We start from the raw sequence: 15,613 nt of genomic DNA, 5'->3' as shown, positions 1-15,613 counted from the left end.
GAACGGCAGGCATAACGACGTCGTCCTCCGGAGGCAGCAGTGCAAGTCATCGACCGGCGCAAGGCGCTGGCCATCGCGCCCATCTGGCGCCTGGCGTTTCGTCCCTTCTTCCTGGCCGGCAGCCTGTATGCGCTGCTGGCGATTCCCTTGTGGGTGATTGCCTGGACGGGCGTCTGGCAGGGCTGGCAGCCCGCGGGCGGATGGCTGGCCTGGCACCGGCATGAAATGCTGTTCGGCTTCGCCATGGCCATCGTCGCCGGTTTCCTGCTGACCGCCGTGCAGACCTGGACGGGCCGGCCCAGCCTGTCGGGTCGCAGTCTGATGCTACTGGCGGCCTTGTGGCTGGCGGCTCGGTTGGGTTGGCTGCTGGGGCTGTCGCCGCTGGTGTTGATTCCGCTGGAGATGGCCTTCCCCATCGTGCTGGCCGGGGCGATGGCGCGTTTGCTGTGGGCTGTGCGGCAGAAGCGCAACTACCCGCTCGTGATCGTTTTGAGCCTGCTGGCCGGTGCCGATGCCCTGAGCCTGTGTGGACTGGCCTGGGGTGACGATGGTGTGCAACGCCAGGCGGTGCTGGCGGGTATCTGGCTGGTGGCGGCACTGATGGGCATGATCGGCGGACGCGTCATTCCTTTCTTCACCCAGCGCGGCCTGGGGCGCACCGAGGCGGTGCAGCCCTGGGTCTGGCTGGACCTGGCGTTGCTGATCGCCACGGCGCTGGTCGCGTTGCTGCATGCGTTCGGTGTTGCCCTCGCGCCCTCTCTGCCGCTGGGCGTATTGCTGCTGGGGATCGGTCTTGGTCATTGCGTGCGGCTGTGGCGCTGGCATGACACCGGCCTCTGGCGCGTACCCTTGCTGTGGTCGCTGCACCTGGCGATGGCCTGGTTGGCGCTGGCCTGCCTGGGCATGGGGCTCTGGCATTTCGGCATCCTGCACAACGCCAGCCTGGCCTTGCATGCGCTGACCGTGGGCGGAATGGCCGGGTTGATCCTGGCGATGATCGCGCGTGTCAGCCTTGGGCACACCGGGCGCTCACTGGAACTGCCGGACGGGGTAGCCCTGGCTTTTGCCTTGCTCAACCTGGGGGGCGTCGTCCGGGTGTTTTTCTATGTGCCTTGGCCCCACGCCAGCTTGTGGTTGGCGGCACTGCTGTGGGCGCTGGCGTTCGCGATCTTCGCCTGGCGCTATGCGCCGATCCTGTGGCGGGCGAGGGTGGATGGGCATCCGGGGTAGATTGGCTTCATATCAAATAAAATGCACTGAAAGGCAAAAAGTATTTATTTGAGTTGTCTTTGTCCCTTGCCGACAATGCGCAGGCCTTGGCCCGTGCGACATTCTGCCGTATCCGGGCGTCCCTGCGTCTTTGCCCGGAGCGGCCTTCTGTATGCCGACAGCCCTGATCGACTGGTTCCGATCCTTTATCCCCGATGCCCAGACCGCGCACCCGTGCGAGTGGCTGCGTGCCGCGTGCGGCGCGGCATTGAGCACGGCGCTGGTGCTGGTGCTGGGAAGCTGGCTGTTCGGCCTGAATGTGGCGTTGCTGGTCATCGCGCCGGCGGGGGCGTCGGCGGTGGTGCTGTTTTGCGTGCCCTCCAGTACCTTTTCCCAGCCCTGGTCGGTGGTGGCGGGCAGCGTGCTGGCCACGCTGATCGGCGAGACCCTGTGGCATAGCGGTCTGTCGCCGATCCTGTCGGCGTTCCTGGCGATCAGCCTGACGTTGCTCGGGCAGTTCGGCTTCCGCTGCCTGCACCCGCCGGGTGGCGCGCTGGTGCTGGTGTCCGGGGTCAGCAGTGCCCAGGCCCAGCAGGTCGGCTTCGAGCTGGCCTATACGGTGCTGTTCAATTCCGTGCTGCTGGTGGTGCTGGCGTTGCTCTACAACAACCTCACCGGGCATGCCTATCCGCGCGCCTGGCCTGGACGCAAGCACCCGCACCAGACCGCCGATCCGCTGCCCTCCGAGCGCAACACCCTGAGCCAGGACGATATCGAGCGGGCGCTCGATGAGTTCGGCAGTCATGTCGCGGTGACGCGGGAGGACCTGGCCCGGCTGATCCGCCAGACGGAGAAGCATGCGCTGCGGCGCAGCATGGGCGAAGTGCTGGCCGGGGAGATCATGTCGCGGGACGTGGTCCGGGGCACACCGAATACCTTTATCGACGAGACCTGGCATCAGCTCAAGGAGCATCGGCTGAGGGCCATGCCGGTGGTCGAGGAGGGCAGTGGCAGGCTGGTGGGTATCGTCACCCTGGTGGACCTGCTCAAGCACTTCCAGCCGGGGCCGGGGCGCCTGAGCTTCGGTCAGCTCCGCTACCTGCGCGGCACCAAGCTGCGTTCGGTGATGACGGCGCCGGTGGTGTCGGTGCGCGAGGACACGCACATGGTCGAACTGGTCACCCTGCTCTGCGACGATGGCCTGCATTGCCTGCCCGTGACCGATGCGGATGGGGTGCTGGTCGGTATGCTGACCCAGACGGACCTGATCGCGGCGCTGTATCGCAACTGGTTGCTGGCGACGCCTACCGTCTGAAATGCACCGGCAGGCGAGAAGTGGCCAATGGCTATGCGCCGTCTTCCGGCACGCGACCGAGTAGCGTAGGCTTCATTTTTTTCAATTCGATGAAGCCTTCGCCTTGAATAACAAGTACCTGAAGATTCTCCTGCCGCTGGTGGGCGTCCTGCTGCTGTCCTGGTCCTTCTGGTCCAGCCCCGGATGGTTGCAGTTGTGTGCCGGTCTGGCGCTGTTCCTGTTCGGCATGCAGTGCCTGGAAGAAGGCCTGCGCGACCTGGCGGGCGGCAAGCTCGAACAGATACTGGCGCGCAGCACCTCGACCCCGTTCAAGGGGCTGCTGTTCGGTATCGGCGGCACCATGCTGTTGCAATCGAGCACCCTGGTGTCCTTGTTGACCATCGCCTTTATCAGCACCGGGCTGATCCAGCTCGCGGGCGGCGTGGCCATCCTGTTCGGCGCCAACCTGGGCGCCACCAGCGGTATCTGGTTGCTGGCCCTGGCCGGGCAGAACCTCAGCCTGAGTCCGTTGGCGCTGCCGTTGCTGGTGTTCGGTGTACTGGCCAGTTTCACCGGGCCTAAGGGCAAGGCGGCTGGGCGCATCGTGCTGGGTATTGCGTTCATCTTCCTCGGTATCGACCAGATCAAGGACGGTTTCTCCAGTTTCGGTGATGGCTTCGACATGACCGGGCGGAATATCGAAGGCTTCTACGGGCAGTTGCTGTTCTTCAGCGTCGGCCTGCTGATCACGGTGGTGCTGCAATCGAGCCATGCGGCCCTGATGCTGACCCTGGCGGCTTTGGCCGGTGGACAGGTCGAGCTGTGGCAGAGCCTGGCCATCGCCATCGGCTCCAACGTCGGCAGCAGCGTCACCACTGCCTTTGTCGGCTCTCTCGGCGGCAACCGCAGCGGGCAGCGACTGGCCCTGGCGCATGTGCTGTTCAACGTGCTGACCGCCTTGCTGGCCATGCTGTTGCTGTCACCCCTGACCTGGCTGGTGACCTGGCTGGTCGAGCCGTTCGGCCTCGGCGACAATGCGCTGATCCAACTGGCGCTGTTCCATACCCTGTTCAATGGCATGGGCGTCCTCTTGTTCTGGCCCTGGCAGCCGCAGTTGGTTCGTCTGCTGGAGCGCCTGCTGCCCGACCGTCAGGAGCCGGTGGTGCTGATCACCGAACTGACCCATGACGACGATCAGGAGCCACGTACCCGCGCGCGCTACCTCAACGAGCGGGCGCTGGACTCGGCCGATGCCGCCGCCAGTGCGGTGGCGCAGGAACTGCAACACCTGGAGCGCTTGAGCGTGGAGGTGATCTGCCATGCGATCTTCCTGCCGGTAGAGCAACTGTTGCAGCAGGGCAAGCCCGACCCGGTGCTGATGAAGGCGCGTCCCGATCCACAGTCGCTGGACGCCGAGCGTCTCTACCAGCGCCATATCAAGGGTGTCTATGGCGACCTGCTGACCTTCATGGGGCGGCTGGACGTGACCCTGGACGAAGAGCACCAGGACTTCTGGATGCGCTGCCAGGTGGCGGCGCTGCAACTGGTGGATGCGGTCAAGGATGCCAAGCACCTGCAGAAGAACCTGGGCCAGCATTTGCGCAACGAGGAGTCGCCGATCCGTGTGGCCTACGTGGAACTGCGCCGTCACCTGCTGGAAGCATTGCGCGAGATTCGCAGCCTGAACCACTCGGACCTGCCCGACGAACTGTGGCGGGACCGCCTGCAATGGCTGGACGAACACGCCGCGAGCTTCGACGCGGCCTTCCGCAAGCGTCTGTTCGATGCCGTGCGGGTGGGCGATATCGATGGGTTGCAGACCAGTTCGCTGATGAACGACCTGGGCTACGCCAGCCGTATCATCCAGAGCCTGCGCAATGCGCTGATGCTCGGCGAAGGCCATGAACTGACGCGGCAACTGCGCCAACTGGGCGGGGATGATGATGGTCCGGTGATCGTGCAGGTGTAGGAAGTACAGCCGTAGGGTGTGCCGCGCACACCCGCTTTTGCGCATGGGAGCGCCCGGCATAGGCTCAGGCAGTGTCGGCTCGAACGATCGAGGGCAGGTTCCAGGGAAAAGCCTGGCAGGGTCAGTGATTGAGCTTGCCGCTATTTACCGGTGATCTTCCGGTACTTCTGCATCAACTGGTCCTTGCTCTCGACGTTGTTGGCGTCGAGCGGGATGCAGTCTACAGGGCAGACCTGCTGGCACTGGGGCTCGTCATAGTGGCCGACGCACTCGGTGCACAGCTTCGGGTCGATGACGTAGATTTCCTCTCCCTGGGAAATCGCGTTGTTCGGGCACTCCGGCTCGCACACATCGCAATTGATGCAATCGTCGGTGATGATCAGGGACATGGGTAGCTCCTGCCGTTGGCTTGGGCGGTGGGAGGCTTCGTCATGGCCGTTTTCGGCAGTGACGAAGCCCCGGCGGACCGCAGTGGCCAGGGCATCGTATTTCGGTCAGTGTTCGGCTCGGCGAATTGTGCCGGAATGTGCACGGGGACGCCATGCCATACGGCATGGCAGAGCGGATCGCGGGCGTTTGCTCAGCGGTTCTGCGGGAAGCGCTCGTTCAGCGCCTCGGCCACCGCCGGGTGGACGAAGTTGGAAATGTCCCCGCCCAGCGCCGCGATCTCGCGCACCAGCGTCGAGGAAATGAACGAATACTTCTCCGAAGGCGTCAGGAACAGGCTTTCCACATCTGGCGCGAGCTGGCGGTTCATGTTGGCCAACTGGAATTCGTACTCGAAATCCGAGACCGCTCGCAATCCGCGCAGAAAGCAGTTGGCCTGCTGTTCCTTGACGAAATGCGCCAGCAGCGTGGAGAAACCCACGACCTTGACGTTGGGCATGTGCTGCGTCACGGCCTGTGCCAGTTCCACGCGCTTCTCCAGGGAGAACAGCGGGTTTTTCCGCGGGTTCGCCGCGACGGCGATGATCACCTCGTCGAACAGGCGTGCGGCGCGCTCGACCAGGTCACCGTGGCCCAGGGTCATGGGATCGAAAGTCCCCGGATACAACACTCGATTCATCAAGGCGTCCTGACGCATGCGTGGGGTGTGGATGGTAGCGGCTGGATCCCGGCAGCGTAAAGCGGCAATGGCGGGGCGAGTCGGGGCCCGGGTCATCCACTGGGCCGGGATGCCGCATGCCAGAGCCTGATGATCGAGGTTGGGTGGATTCACCAAAGTGTGAACGGGTTCTCAGAATTCTTTCAGGCGAGCCTGTATACGAGCTCTTTGCTGCTCGAGTCGCTTGCGTGCCATGGGGTTGCGCACTTGTGCAATCAGTCGGTCGAGCGCTTCCATCGTCTGCCAGTCCAGCGCCCGGCTGCGGCGCCTGTATTCCCGGTCCCTATCCATATGGACTCCCTTGCTTATTAAAGTGTTTGTTTCTATAAAAAGTGAATTTTTATCTAATCGTATCTTACATAAAATAATTAATTAGTGATTAATATACGGGTGGCATCCGGTTCCCGTATGTCATCGAAGGAGTGATACGTCTGCGTGCCGTCAGGCAGCCGGCGCGAGCGGCAACCCGATGCCGTTCGAGCGGGTGAGCAGGGCATGTGCAGGCACCGATGAACATCAGGCCCATGGGTGGTTCTGCCTTGATCCACAGGGTTTGTGCTGAATGGAGACACGACAATCAAACCGATAACCGAGCCCACCGTCCGTCCGGAGGACGACCTGTACCTTCAGGAAAAAGACGTCATCGACGCCTTTCTCGATCTGCCGTTGCAGCAGCGTGCGGTTGCCTGTGAGGTGATCGCTGCGCTGTCCGCAGCCGTGGCGCGTGAAAATGCCGATGGCGAGGAGCCAACCCCCTGAAGTTCCATCCTTTACCCGGTTGGCCCGTGGGTGCCTGTGCATCCCGGGCCTGTTTCCCGCCCTATCTTCCAGGCGCCTGCCCTGGTCGAGCAGTGCTGTGTGACTGCTCTGGTTCTGTAGCCATTGCCGAAGAGGAGGTTCACGCCAGGGCGCTATGCCAGAGGCCATGGCCTCGTGCTGCAGGCCGGGCGACCGTGTGGGGGGGGCTTGCTGTTCGCGCCGATGACCGGCGTGCATTGCCGGAGCCGGGGCGCGTCGGCATAATGTAGCCCCTTTTCTAAGCCCCTACATGTTGGAAGGAACAGCCCGTGACTCAGAAGCCCGACCAGTGTCTTGGTGAATGGATCGATCGAGAAGCTCTTGCCGAAGCGATGATTCCGCTGATTGGCCAGCTGTATCGCAACAACAATGTGGTGACTTCCATTTTCGGTCGTGGCCTTATCAACCGTTCGGTGATCGCCATTCTCAAGGCACACCGCTTCGCGCGCCACCGCCAGGCCGACGAGTCCGAGCTGTCGGTCCATGAGACCTACCAGACGCTCAAGACCATGAGCGAGCTGAACCTGGGCGCTGCCTCCATCGATCTCGGCAAGCTGGTCGGCAAGTTCAAGGAGCAGGGCGAAGGTCGCAGCCTCGAACAGTTCGTGCGTGACGAACTGGCCGACATCACCGGCAAGCGCAACGTTTCCGGCGCCCGCAAGGGTACCGATGTCGTGCTCTACGGTTTCGGTCGTATCGGTCGTCTGCTGGCGCGCATCCTGATCGAGAAGACCGGTGGCGGCGACGGCCTGCGCCTGCGTGCCATCGTCGTGCGCAAGGGTGCCGACAACGACCTGGCCAAGCGCGCCAGCCTGTTGCGCCGTGACTCCGTGCACGGTCCGTTCGACGGCACCATCGTCGTCGACGAAGAGAACAACACCATCACGGCCAACGGCAGCCTGATCCAGGTGATCTATTCGAACGATCCGGCCTCGGTGGACTACACCCAGTACGGTATCGAGAACGCGCTGCTGGTGGACAACACCGGTAAATGGCGCGATGCCGAAGGCCTGAGCCAACACCTGAAGTGCCCGGGCGTGTCTCGCGTGGTGCTGACCGCGCCGGGCAAGGGCGAACTGAAGAACATCGTGCATGGCATCAACCACCAGGACATCAGCGACGATGACAAGATCATTTCCGCCGCGTCCTGCACCACCAACGCCATCGTGCCGGTGCTCAAGGCCGTCAATGACCAGTACGGCATCGTCAACGGTCACGTCGAGACCGTGCACTCCTACACCAACGACCAGAACCTGATCGACAACTTCCACAAGGGCAGTCGTCGTGGTCGTAGCGCCGCGTTGAACATGGTCATCACCGAGACCGGTGCCGCCACCGCTGCCGCCAAGGCCCTGCCGGTGCTCAAGGGCAAGCTGACTGGCAACGCCATTCGCGTGCCGACGCCGAACGTCTCCATGGCCATCCTCAACCTCAATCTGGAGAAGGCCACCAGCCGCGAAGAAATCAACGAGTACCTGCGCCAGGTGGCCATGCACTCCGAGCTGCACAAGCAGATCGATTTCGTCAATTCGCAGGAAGTTGTTTCAACAGATTTCGTCGGTTCGCGCCATGCCGGCGTGGTCGATGCCGAGGCCACCATCTGCAGTGACAACCGGGTCGTTCTGTACGTCTGGTACGACAACGAGTTCGGCTACAGCTGCCAGGTCGTGCGCGTCATGGAAGACATGGCAGGTGTCAACCCTCCGGCTTTCCCGCGTTGATGCATCGCCCATGAGTACGCAACGGGAGCTTCGGCTCCCGTTCTGCTTTCTGGGGGGCAGCGCTTGCCCCGTGCCCGCGGCCCGCTTCTTTTTCCTGACGTATCAATGCCTTGGTGGGTGTGATTGACGGTACTTTGGGACATAACTCGAAAAGACTTGGGTGGTCAGCCCGATCATATGGCCTCTATAATTGGCCGGATTTTATTCTGGGTTCGCGTCAAAACGTCGCATATGCATGTCTGGGTGCAGGGGGATTCATTGCCTCTTGCACCGCTCCGTTGAACTCAAAAACTTTTTTAAATTAAGTAGTTAGGCGACCAATGATCAATTTGAGACGTGGGCTGGATTTGCCCATCGCGGGTGCGCCGACGCAACGTATCGAGCAAGGGAGGCCGGTACACAGTGTCGCCGTCATAGGCTTCGACTACCCCGGTATGAAACCGACCATGAGCGTTCAGGTGGGTGACCGGGTCAAGCTGGGACAGGTGCTTTTTTCCGACAAAAGGCAGGAAGGCGTGCATTTCACCGCCCCTGGAGCGGGAACTGTCAGCGCCATCCACCGTGGTGAAAAGCGTGTTCTGCAATCCGTGGTTATCGATCTGGATGGCGAGGACGAAGAAACGTTCCCTCGCTATGAGGTTGAGCAGATAGACGATCTGGCTGTTGCTGATGTGCGCGAGAGCCTGCAGCGGTCCGGCCTATGGACTGCCTTGCGCACTCGGCCGTACAGCAAGGTGCCGTCGGTCGACTCGACACCTCACGCAATCTTCGTCACGGCAATCGACACTCATCCGCTGGCCGCTGACCCGAGTGTGGTCATCGCGGAGCGCCCCGAAGCGTTCGAGGCGGGTCTCAAGGTGTTGGCGCGCCTGTCGCTTGTGTACCTGTGCAAGGCGCCTGGCGCTAGCCTGCCCGGCGAGGCACTGAGCAATGTGCGCACCGAGACGTTCTCCGGGCCTCACCCTGCGGGGCTGGCTGGTACGCATATCCACTTCCTTGACCCTGTCAGCGCCAAGCGGACGGCCTGGAGCATTGGCTACCAGGATGTCATCGCGATTGGCTTGCTGTTCACGACCGGGCGTTTGTCTGTCGAGCGGGTTCTGGCGCTGGCCGGGCCTGTCGTCGAGAAGCCACGCCTGGTGCGCTCGCGGCTGGGTGCCAACCTCGATGAGCTGACTGCGGGTGAACTGCAGCCAGGTCTCAACCGCGTGATCTCCGGCTCGGTCTTTGGTGGGCGTACGGCTCATGGCGCCTTTGCATTCCTGGGACGTTACCACCAGCAGGTTTCCTGCCTGCGTGAGGGTAAGGAGCGCGAGCTGCTGCATTACCTGCGGCCTGGCGTGGAGAAGCACTCCGTCCTGAATATCTTTCTGTCCAAGTTCATTGGACGCAAGTCGTTCACCTTTTCCACCACGACCAATGGCAGTCCGCGGGCGATGGTCCCGGTTGGCAATTACGAAGAAGTGATGCCGCTGGACATTCTTCCGACGCAACTGCTGCGTTCACTGATCGTGGGCGACACCGACATGGCCCAGCGACTGGGCTGCCTGGAGCTGGACGAAGAAGACCTGGCTCTGTGCACCTATGTCTGTGCCGGCAAGTATGAGTACGGCCCCATCCTTCGGGACAACCTGACTCGCATCGAGAAGGAGGGTTGATCCATGGGTATTCGTGCATTCCTCGACAAGATCGAGCATCACTTTGAAAAGGGCGGCAAGTACGAAAAGTTTTACGCGCTCTATGAGGCGATGGATACCTTCCTCTATCGCCCAGGTAGCGTGACCAGAACCACCGCGCACGTACGCGACGGTATCGATCTCAAGCGCATGATGATCACCGTTTGGCTATGCACTTTCCCTGCGATGCTTTTCGGTATGTGGAACGTTGGCTATCAGGCCAACATGGTCTATGCGCAGAGTCCGGAGTTGCTGGCAGCCCAGGCGGGCTGGCGCTTCGACCTGGTCGGTGCGCTGGGTGGGTTCGACGCATCCAGTGTGTGGGACAACTTCATTCAGGGGGCGGCCTACTTTCTGCCGATCTACCTGACGGCCTTCGTCGTCGGTGGGTTCTGGGAGGTGCTGTTCGCCTCGATCCGTCGCCATGAAGTGAACGAAGGCTTCTTCGTGACGTCGGTGCTGTTCGCCCTGATTCTGCCGCCAAGCATTCCTCTGTGGCAGGTTGCGTTGGGTATCAGTTTCGGTGTCGTGATTGGCAAGGAGATCTTTGGCGGTACCGGAAAGAACTTCCTCAACCCGGCGCTGGTGGGTCGAGCCTTCCTGTTTTTCGCCTATCCGGCACAGATTTCCGGTGAGGAAGTCTGGACCTCCGTGGATGGTTTCGCTGGCGCAACCGCTCTCAACACAGCGGCTGCCTCCGGTGTGCAGGGCCTGGTCGATAGTGGCCTTACCTGGACCCAGGCGTTCCTGGGGATGATGCCCGGCTCGATCGGTGAAACCAGCACTGTGGCCATCCTGCTTGGCGGTGTCTTCCTGCTGGTAACCAAGATCGCGTCCTGGCGCATTGTCACGGGCGTTTTGCTCGGCATGATCGCCACGGCTTCGCTGTTCAATGCCATTGGTTCGGATACCAACTCACTGTTTGCCATGCCCTGGTACTGGCATCTGGTCACCGGCGGCTTCGCCTTCGGCATGATCTTCATGGCCACGGACCCGGTGTCGGCTTCCATGACCAATACCGGCAAGTGGATTTTCGGCATCATCATCGGCTTGCTGGTCACGGTCATTCGTGTAGTCAACCCGGCCTTCCCTGAGGGCATGATGCTGGCCATCCTGTTCGGCAACCTGTGTGCGCCCTTGATTGACCATTATGTGGTGCAGGCCAATATCAAGCGGAGGCTGGCGCGTAATGTCTAAAGCAAAGGAAACACCCGTCCGTACGCTGCTCGTCGCGTTGGTCATGTGTCTGGTGTGTTCGATCATGGTGGCATCGGCGGCCTTGTTGTTGCGCAGCAAACAGCAGGACAACGCGTTGGTCGATCGCCAGCGTTCGGTGCTCGAGGTCGTAGGGTTGTGGCAGCCGAGCATGTCGAACGATGAGATTCGCAGCGTGTTCGCCGAGCGCGTCACACCGCGCCTGGTCGATCTTCGCACCGGCAATTTCAGTGATGCACATGACCCGGTCACATTCGACCAGAACAAATCCAGCAAGGAACCTGCTCTTTCCTCGGTGCTACCATCCGATCGGGACATCGCCTCCATTCGTCGACTGGAACACTTCGCGGTGGTCTACCTGGTCGAGCGTAATGGTGAGCTCGAGCGCCTGATTCTGCCGGTTCGTGGCTATGGCCTGTGGTCGACCATGTATGGTTTCGTTGCACTGCAGCCCAGCCTGGATACCGTGGCGGGCCTCGGTTTCTACAAACACGGCGAAACGCCCGGGTTGGGTGGGGAAATATCCAATCCCAACTGGCAGGCCCACTGGGTCGGCAAGAAGATCTATCGGGATGGCCAGCCTGTTCTGCGAGTGATAAAGGGCAGTGTCAACCAGGAGAGCCCGCAGGCGCCTTATCAGGTCGATGCCATCGCGGGTGCGACACTGACCGGCAGTGGCGTCACCCACATGATTCAGTTCTGGCTGGGCGAGGACGGCTTTGGTCCGTTCCTCAAGAAGCTGGCCGCAGGGGAGGCTTGATCCATGTCCAAACCCACCATGAAAGAGCTGTTGCTCGACCCGATTTTGAACAAGAACCCCATTGGCTTGCAGATTCTCGGTATCTGTTCGGCCTTGGCGGTTACCTCAAGCCTGAGTACAGCATTGGTGCTGTCCGTCGCCTTGACATTGGTGACAGGTTTTTCGGGTTTCTTCATCTCGTTGGTTCGCACCCAGATCCCGGGCTCAATCCGCATGATCGCCCAGGTGGTGATCATCGCGTCCCTGGTAATCGTGGTCGACCAGTTCCTCAAGGCCTATGCCTATAGCCTCAGTCAGCGTCTCTCGGTATTCGTCGGGCTGATCATCACCAACTGCATCGTCATGGGGCGTGCCGAGGCATTCGCCATGTCCAACCCGCCCGTCGCCTCCTTCATCGATGGCATTGGCAACGGTCTGGGTTACAGCGCCATGCTGGTTGCCCTGGGGGTGGTGCGCGAGTTGTTTGGCTCGGGTTCGCTCCTGGGGGTTGAGATTCTGCAAACCGTCAACAACGGTGGTTGGTACCAGCCAAACGGTTTGCTGTTGTTGCCGCCGTCGGCATTCTTCCTGATCGGCCTGTTCATCTGGGCGCTGCGTAGCTACAAGAAGGATCAGGTCGAGAAAGTCGAGTTTCACATGGCGCCACAGGTCAAGAACGAGGAAGTCTATTAATGGAACACTACATCAGCCTGTTCGTTCGTGCGGTGTTCATCGAGAACATGGCACTGGCGTTCTTCCTCGGCATGTGTACCTTCCTGGCTATCTCCAAGAAGGTCGAGACCTCGTTGATGCTGGGTCTGACGGTCATCGTGGTGATGATCATCACGGTGCCGCTGAACAACCTGCTCTACACCTACCTGCTCAAGGAAGGTGCATTGGGCTGGGCCGGCCTTCCTGATACCGACCTCAGCTTCCTCGGGCTGATCTGCTATATCGGCCTGATTGCGGCGGTCGTGCAGATCATGGAGATGGTGCTCGATAAATACCTGCCGGCGCTCTACAACGCGCTGGGCATTTTCCTGCCGCTGATCACCGTGCACTGCGCCATCTTCGGCGGCACGCTGTTCATGGTCGAGCGTGACTACAACTTCACCGAGAGTGTGGTCTATGGCGCGGGTGCCGGCACCTCCTGGGCCTTGGCGATCGTGTTGCTCGCCGCCATTCGCGAGAAGCTCAAGTACAGCGACCCGCCTGCTGGCCTGCGTGGCCTGGGGCTTACCTTCATCACGGTAGGCTTGATGTCGTTGGGCTTCATGTCGTTCTCCGGCGTACAGCTGTAAGGGGTTAGGGAATGGCTTTTGAAATTATCGTGGCTGTATCCATGTTCACCGGGGTCATCGTAGCCCTGGTGGCTGTGATCCTCATGGCGCGTGCACGCCTTGTATCCAGCGGTGACGTGAATATTGAAATCAATGGTGAGCGCACCATTACCGTTCCAGCAGGGAGCAAATTGCTGCAGACCCTGGCGGCGAATGACATTTTCCTGTCGTCGGCCTGTGGTGGCGGCGGTACCTGCGCGCAGTGCAAGTGTGTGGTCGAAAGTGGTGGTGGCGAGATGCTTTCCACCGAAGAAGCCCATTTCACCAAGCGTGAGGCTCGTGAAGGTTGGCGTTTGTCTTGTCAGACGCCAGTCAAGCAGGACATGAAGATCGAGGTGCCGGAGGAAGTCTTCGGCGTGAAGAAGTGGGAATGTACGGTGGAGTCCAATCCCAACGTCGCCACTTTCATCAAGGAGCTGACCCTCAGGTTGCCGGAAGGCGAGAGCGTCGACTTCCGTGCCGGGGGCTATGTGCAGCTCGAATGCCCGCCGCATACCGTGCACTACAAGGATTTTGATATTCAGGAGGAGTATCGCGGCGACTGGGACAGGTTCAATCAGTGGAAGTACGTCTCCAAAGTCGACGATACAGTCATTCGCGCCTACTCCATGGCCAACTATCCGGAGGAGCGCGGGATCGTCAAGTTCAACATCCGTATCGCTTCGCCTCCACCAGGGAAAGATCATCTGCCGCCGGGTCAGATGTCGTCCTATGTGTTCAGCCTTAAGCCGGGTGACAAGATTACCGTGTACGGCCCGTTCGGCGAGTTCTTCGCCAAGGACACCGATGCCGAGATGGTCTTCATCGGCGGCGGTGCTGGTATGGCGCCGATGCGCTCGCACATCTTCGACCAGCTCAAGCGCCTGAAATCCACGCGCAAGATGAGCTTCTGGTATGGCGCACGCTCCATGCGTGAGGCCTTCTACAACGAAGAATATGATCAGTTGCAGGCGGAGAACGACAACTTCCGCTGGCACCTGGCGTTGTCCGATCCGCAGCCGGAAGACAACTGGAGCGGCTACACCGGCTTCATCCACAACGTGTTGTACGAGAACTACCTCAAGGACCATCCGGCGCCGGAGGATTGCGAGTTCTACATGTGCGGTCCGCCGATGATGAACGCCGCAGTGATCAAGATGCTGCTCGAGCTGGGCGTGGAGCCGGAGAACATCCTGCTCGACGACTTCGGCGGCTAGCGTGGCGCATCCTCTCGTCCGTTTCGCACTTCCCCTGTTGCTGGTGGCCCTGGCGGGCTGCGGGCAGCAGGAGCGCCTGGAAAGCTTCGGTGGCCCGACCATGGGCAGCACCTACACCGTCAAGTACGTGCACAGCGCCGCCGTGGCGCCGAAAGAGCAGTTGCAGCGCGAGACCGAGGCGCTGCTGGCGCGTTTCGATCAGGAGCTTTCGACCTACCGCAACGATTCCGCTATCTCGCGCTTCAACGCCTTGCCCGCCGGCAGTTGCCAGGCGATGCCGGCGGATGTCCTGCACCTGGTCGCCACCGGCGAGCAACTGTCGCGAGACAGCGAGGGTGCGCTGGACTTGACCGTCGAACCGCTGCTCGACCTTTGGGGCTTCGGGCCCAAGGGGGAGCCGGGACAGGTGCCGGCACAGGCGCGGATCGACGAAGTTCGCCAGCGTGTCGGCCACCAGCACCTGCGTATCGATGGCGATCAGTTGTGCAAGGACGCGGCGGTGGAAGTGGATTTCAACAGTATTGCCGCCGGCCTCGCGGTCGACCTGGTCATCGAGGGGTTGCAGAAGCGCGGCGTGCACAGCTACCTGGTGGAAATCACCGGTGAACTCAAGGCGGGCGGTCGCAAGCCCGATGGTTCGCCCTGGCGGATCGCCATCGAGGCGCCACACGAGGGCGAGCAGGTCGCCCAGCGCATCGTCGAGCTGGACGGCTACGGAGTCTCGACCTCGGGCGACTACCGCAACTACTTCGAGCAGGACGGCAAGCGCTATTCCCATACCCTCGACCCGCGCAGTGGGCGACCCATCGAGCATGCGCTGGCCTCGGTGACGGTGCTGACGCCATCGACCTTGCAGGCCGATGGCTTGTCTACCGTCCTGATGGTGCTGGGAACCGAGCGCGGCATTGCGTTCGCCCGCCAGCACGAAATCGCCGCCCTGTTCGTCACCCGCGAGGGGGATGGCTTCACCACACAGAGCAGCGAGGTCTTCGACCGGCTGTTCGGCAAGGGAGAGGAACAATGACCTGGCTACTGGTATTCGTATTGATGCTGCTCGTCATGTTCGGCATGGCGATCGGCGTGATCATGGGGCGCAAGCCCATCGCCGGCTCCTGCGGTGGCATCGCCAACCTGGGGATCGAGAAAGAATGCTCGATCTGCGGCGGCGATCGCGAAAAATGCGAAGAAGCCACCGCTGCCGGCAGCGACCCGCGCAACGATCTGGCTTATGATGCAACGCAGCGCTGAGCCGGTACGAAAGTAGCGGGTGCGGTCGCGACGTTCAGGCTCCTCTTGTCCATGTGGACGCTGCTCGACCGTTGCACTGCACTGGGGGTTGGCGCAGGTGTCG

The 15,613-nt window shown here is 61.4% G+C and carries 15 protein-coding genes; 13 read left to right on the top strand and 2 right to left on the bottom strand.

The features are described from left to right. The first annotated feature begins 39 nt into the window (after window positions 1–39). The 3 genes from HW090_RS07600 (at window position 40) to HW090_RS07590 (ending at window position 4,472) form a co-directional block, all read left to right on the top strand. Entirely contained in the window at window positions 40–1,230 is a 1,191-nt protein-coding gene (locus HW090_RS07600) for an NnrS family protein (protein WP_179112941.1), read from the top strand. Between the two features lie 151 nt (window positions 1,231–1,381). Next, window positions 1,382–2,524 (top strand): HPP family protein, encoded by a 1,143-nt coding sequence (locus HW090_RS07595; RefSeq protein WP_179112940.1) that lies wholly within the window; start codon window positions 1,382–1,384, stop codon window positions 2,522–2,524. Between the two features lie 103 nt (window positions 2,525–2,627). Continuing rightward, entirely contained in the window at window positions 2,628–4,472 is a 1,845-nt protein-coding gene (locus HW090_RS07590; protein WP_179112939.1) for a Na/Pi cotransporter family protein, read from the top strand. Window positions 4,473–4,612: 140 nt separating this feature from the next. Here the strand turns inward: HW090_RS07590 and HW090_RS07585 are convergent, their stop codons facing one another. Continuing rightward, on the bottom strand, window positions 4,613–4,861 hold the full coding sequence (locus HW090_RS07585) for a YfhL family 4Fe-4S dicluster ferredoxin (protein ID WP_179112938.1): 249 nt from the start codon (window positions 4,859–4,861) through the stop codon (window positions 4,613–4,615). Between the two features lie 191 nt (window positions 4,862–5,052). Next, a complete protein-coding gene (gene coaD / locus HW090_RS07580; RefSeq protein WP_179112937.1) occupies window positions 5,053–5,538 on the bottom strand; it encodes a pantetheine-phosphate adenylyltransferase in 486 nt (161 codons plus the stop codon). A 594-nt stretch (window positions 5,539–6,132) separates the two neighbouring features. Here coaD and HW090_RS07575 point away from each other — a divergent pair. The 10 genes from HW090_RS07575 to nqrM all read left to right on the top strand — a co-directional run bounded on the left by HW090_RS07575 (window position 6,133) and on the right by nqrM (window position 15,510). Beyond that, window positions 6,133–6,336 (top strand): hypothetical protein, encoded by a 204-nt coding sequence (locus HW090_RS07575; protein ID WP_179112936.1) that lies wholly within the window; start codon window positions 6,133–6,135, stop codon window positions 6,334–6,336. A 308-nt stretch (window positions 6,337–6,644) separates the two neighbouring features. Then, window positions 6,645–8,096: a glyceraldehyde-3-phosphate dehydrogenase gene (locus tag HW090_RS07570; RefSeq protein WP_179112935.1), complete on the top strand. Its 1,452-nt coding sequence runs from the start codon at window positions 6,645–6,647 to the stop codon at window positions 8,094–8,096. Window positions 8,097–8,416: 320 nt separating this feature from the next. Then, on the top strand, window positions 8,417–9,754 hold the full coding sequence (locus tag HW090_RS07565; protein ID WP_179112934.1) for a Na(+)-translocating NADH-quinone reductase subunit A: 1,338 nt from the start codon (window positions 8,417–8,419) through the stop codon (window positions 9,752–9,754). Window positions 9,755–9,757: 3 nt separating this feature from the next. Next, window positions 9,758–10,969: an NADH:ubiquinone reductase (Na(+)-transporting) subunit B gene (locus HW090_RS07560; RefSeq protein ID WP_179112933.1), complete on the top strand. Its 1,212-nt coding sequence runs from the start codon at window positions 9,758–9,760 to the stop codon at window positions 10,967–10,969. Next, window positions 10,962–11,747, top strand: coding sequence for a Na(+)-translocating NADH-quinone reductase subunit C (locus tag HW090_RS07555; protein WP_179112932.1), 786 nt, complete (start codon window positions 10,962–10,964; stop codon window positions 11,745–11,747). Before HW090_RS07560 ends, HW090_RS07555 begins: the two co-directional genes overlap by 8 nt. A 3-nt stretch (window positions 11,748–11,750) precedes the next feature. Beyond that, window positions 11,751–12,419 carry an NADH:ubiquinone reductase (Na(+)-transporting) subunit D gene (locus tag HW090_RS07550; protein ID WP_179112931.1) on the top strand — a complete coding sequence of 223 codons (669 nt, stop codon included), beginning with the start codon at window positions 11,751–11,753 and terminating at the stop codon, window positions 12,417–12,419. After that, window positions 12,419–13,027, top strand: coding sequence for an NADH:ubiquinone reductase (Na(+)-transporting) subunit E (gene nqrE / locus HW090_RS07545; protein WP_179112930.1), 609 nt, complete (start codon window positions 12,419–12,421; stop codon window positions 13,025–13,027). The genes HW090_RS07550 and nqrE overlap by 1 nt, the downstream gene beginning before the upstream one ends. Before the next feature lie 11 nt (window positions 13,028–13,038). Next, entirely contained in the window at window positions 13,039–14,262 is a 1,224-nt protein-coding gene (nqrF, locus tag HW090_RS07540) for an NADH:ubiquinone reductase (Na(+)-transporting) subunit F (protein WP_179112929.1), read from the top strand. A gap of 43 nt (window positions 14,263–14,305) precedes the next feature. Next, window positions 14,306–15,286, top strand: coding sequence for an FAD:protein FMN transferase (locus HW090_RS07535; RefSeq protein WP_256930794.1), 981 nt, complete (start codon window positions 14,306–14,308; stop codon window positions 15,284–15,286). Beyond that, window positions 15,283–15,510, top strand: coding sequence for a (Na+)-NQR maturation NqrM (gene nqrM, locus HW090_RS07530; RefSeq protein ID WP_179112928.1), 228 nt, complete (start codon window positions 15,283–15,285; stop codon window positions 15,508–15,510). The genes HW090_RS07535 and nqrM overlap by 4 nt, the downstream gene beginning before the upstream one ends. Window positions 15,511–15,613 lie beyond the last annotated feature (103 nt).

Source organism: Pseudomonas sp. ABC1 (genome assembly GCF_013395055.1).
Taxonomy (GTDB): domain Bacteria; phylum Pseudomonadota; class Gammaproteobacteria; order Pseudomonadales; family Pseudomonadaceae; genus Stutzerimonas.
Note: the sequence above shows the minus strand (reverse complement) of the source record. Positions and strands in the feature narration are given on the sequence as shown.

Bases quoted from the DNA above. Each gene is read 5' to 3' on its own strand.
- coaD (WP_179112937.1), bottom strand. From the start codon at position 5,538: ATGAATCGAGTGTTGTATCCGGGGACTTTCGATCCCATGACCCTGGGC.
- HW090_RS07560 (WP_179112933.1), top strand. From the start codon at position 9,758: ATGGGTATTCGTGCATTCCTCGACAAGATCGAGCATCACTTTGAAAAG.
- nqrF (WP_179112929.1), top strand. From the start codon at position 13,039: ATGGCTTTTGAAATTATCGTGGCTGTATCCATGTTCACCGGGGTCATC.
- HW090_RS07555 (WP_179112932.1), top strand. From the start codon at position 10,962: ATGTCTAAAGCAAAGGAAACACCCGTCCGTACGCTGCTCGTCGCGTTG.
- nqrE (WP_179112930.1), top strand. From the start codon at position 12,419: ATGGAACACTACATCAGCCTGTTCGTTCGTGCGGTGTTCATCGAGAAC.
- HW090_RS07565 (WP_179112934.1), top strand. From the start codon at position 8,417: ATGATCAATTTGAGACGTGGGCTGGATTTGCCCATCGCGGGTGCGCCG.
- HW090_RS07585 (WP_179112938.1), bottom strand. From the start codon at position 4,861: ATGTCCCTGATCATCACCGACGATTGCATCAATTGCGATGTGTGCGAG.
- HW090_RS07595 (WP_179112940.1), top strand. From the start codon at position 1,382: ATGCCGACAGCCCTGATCGACTGGTTCCGATCCTTTATCCCCGATGCC.
- nqrM (WP_179112928.1), top strand. From the start codon at position 15,283: ATGACCTGGCTACTGGTATTCGTATTGATGCTGCTCGTCATGTTCGGC.
- HW090_RS07550 (WP_179112931.1), top strand. From the start codon at position 11,751: ATGTCCAAACCCACCATGAAAGAGCTGTTGCTCGACCCGATTTTGAAC.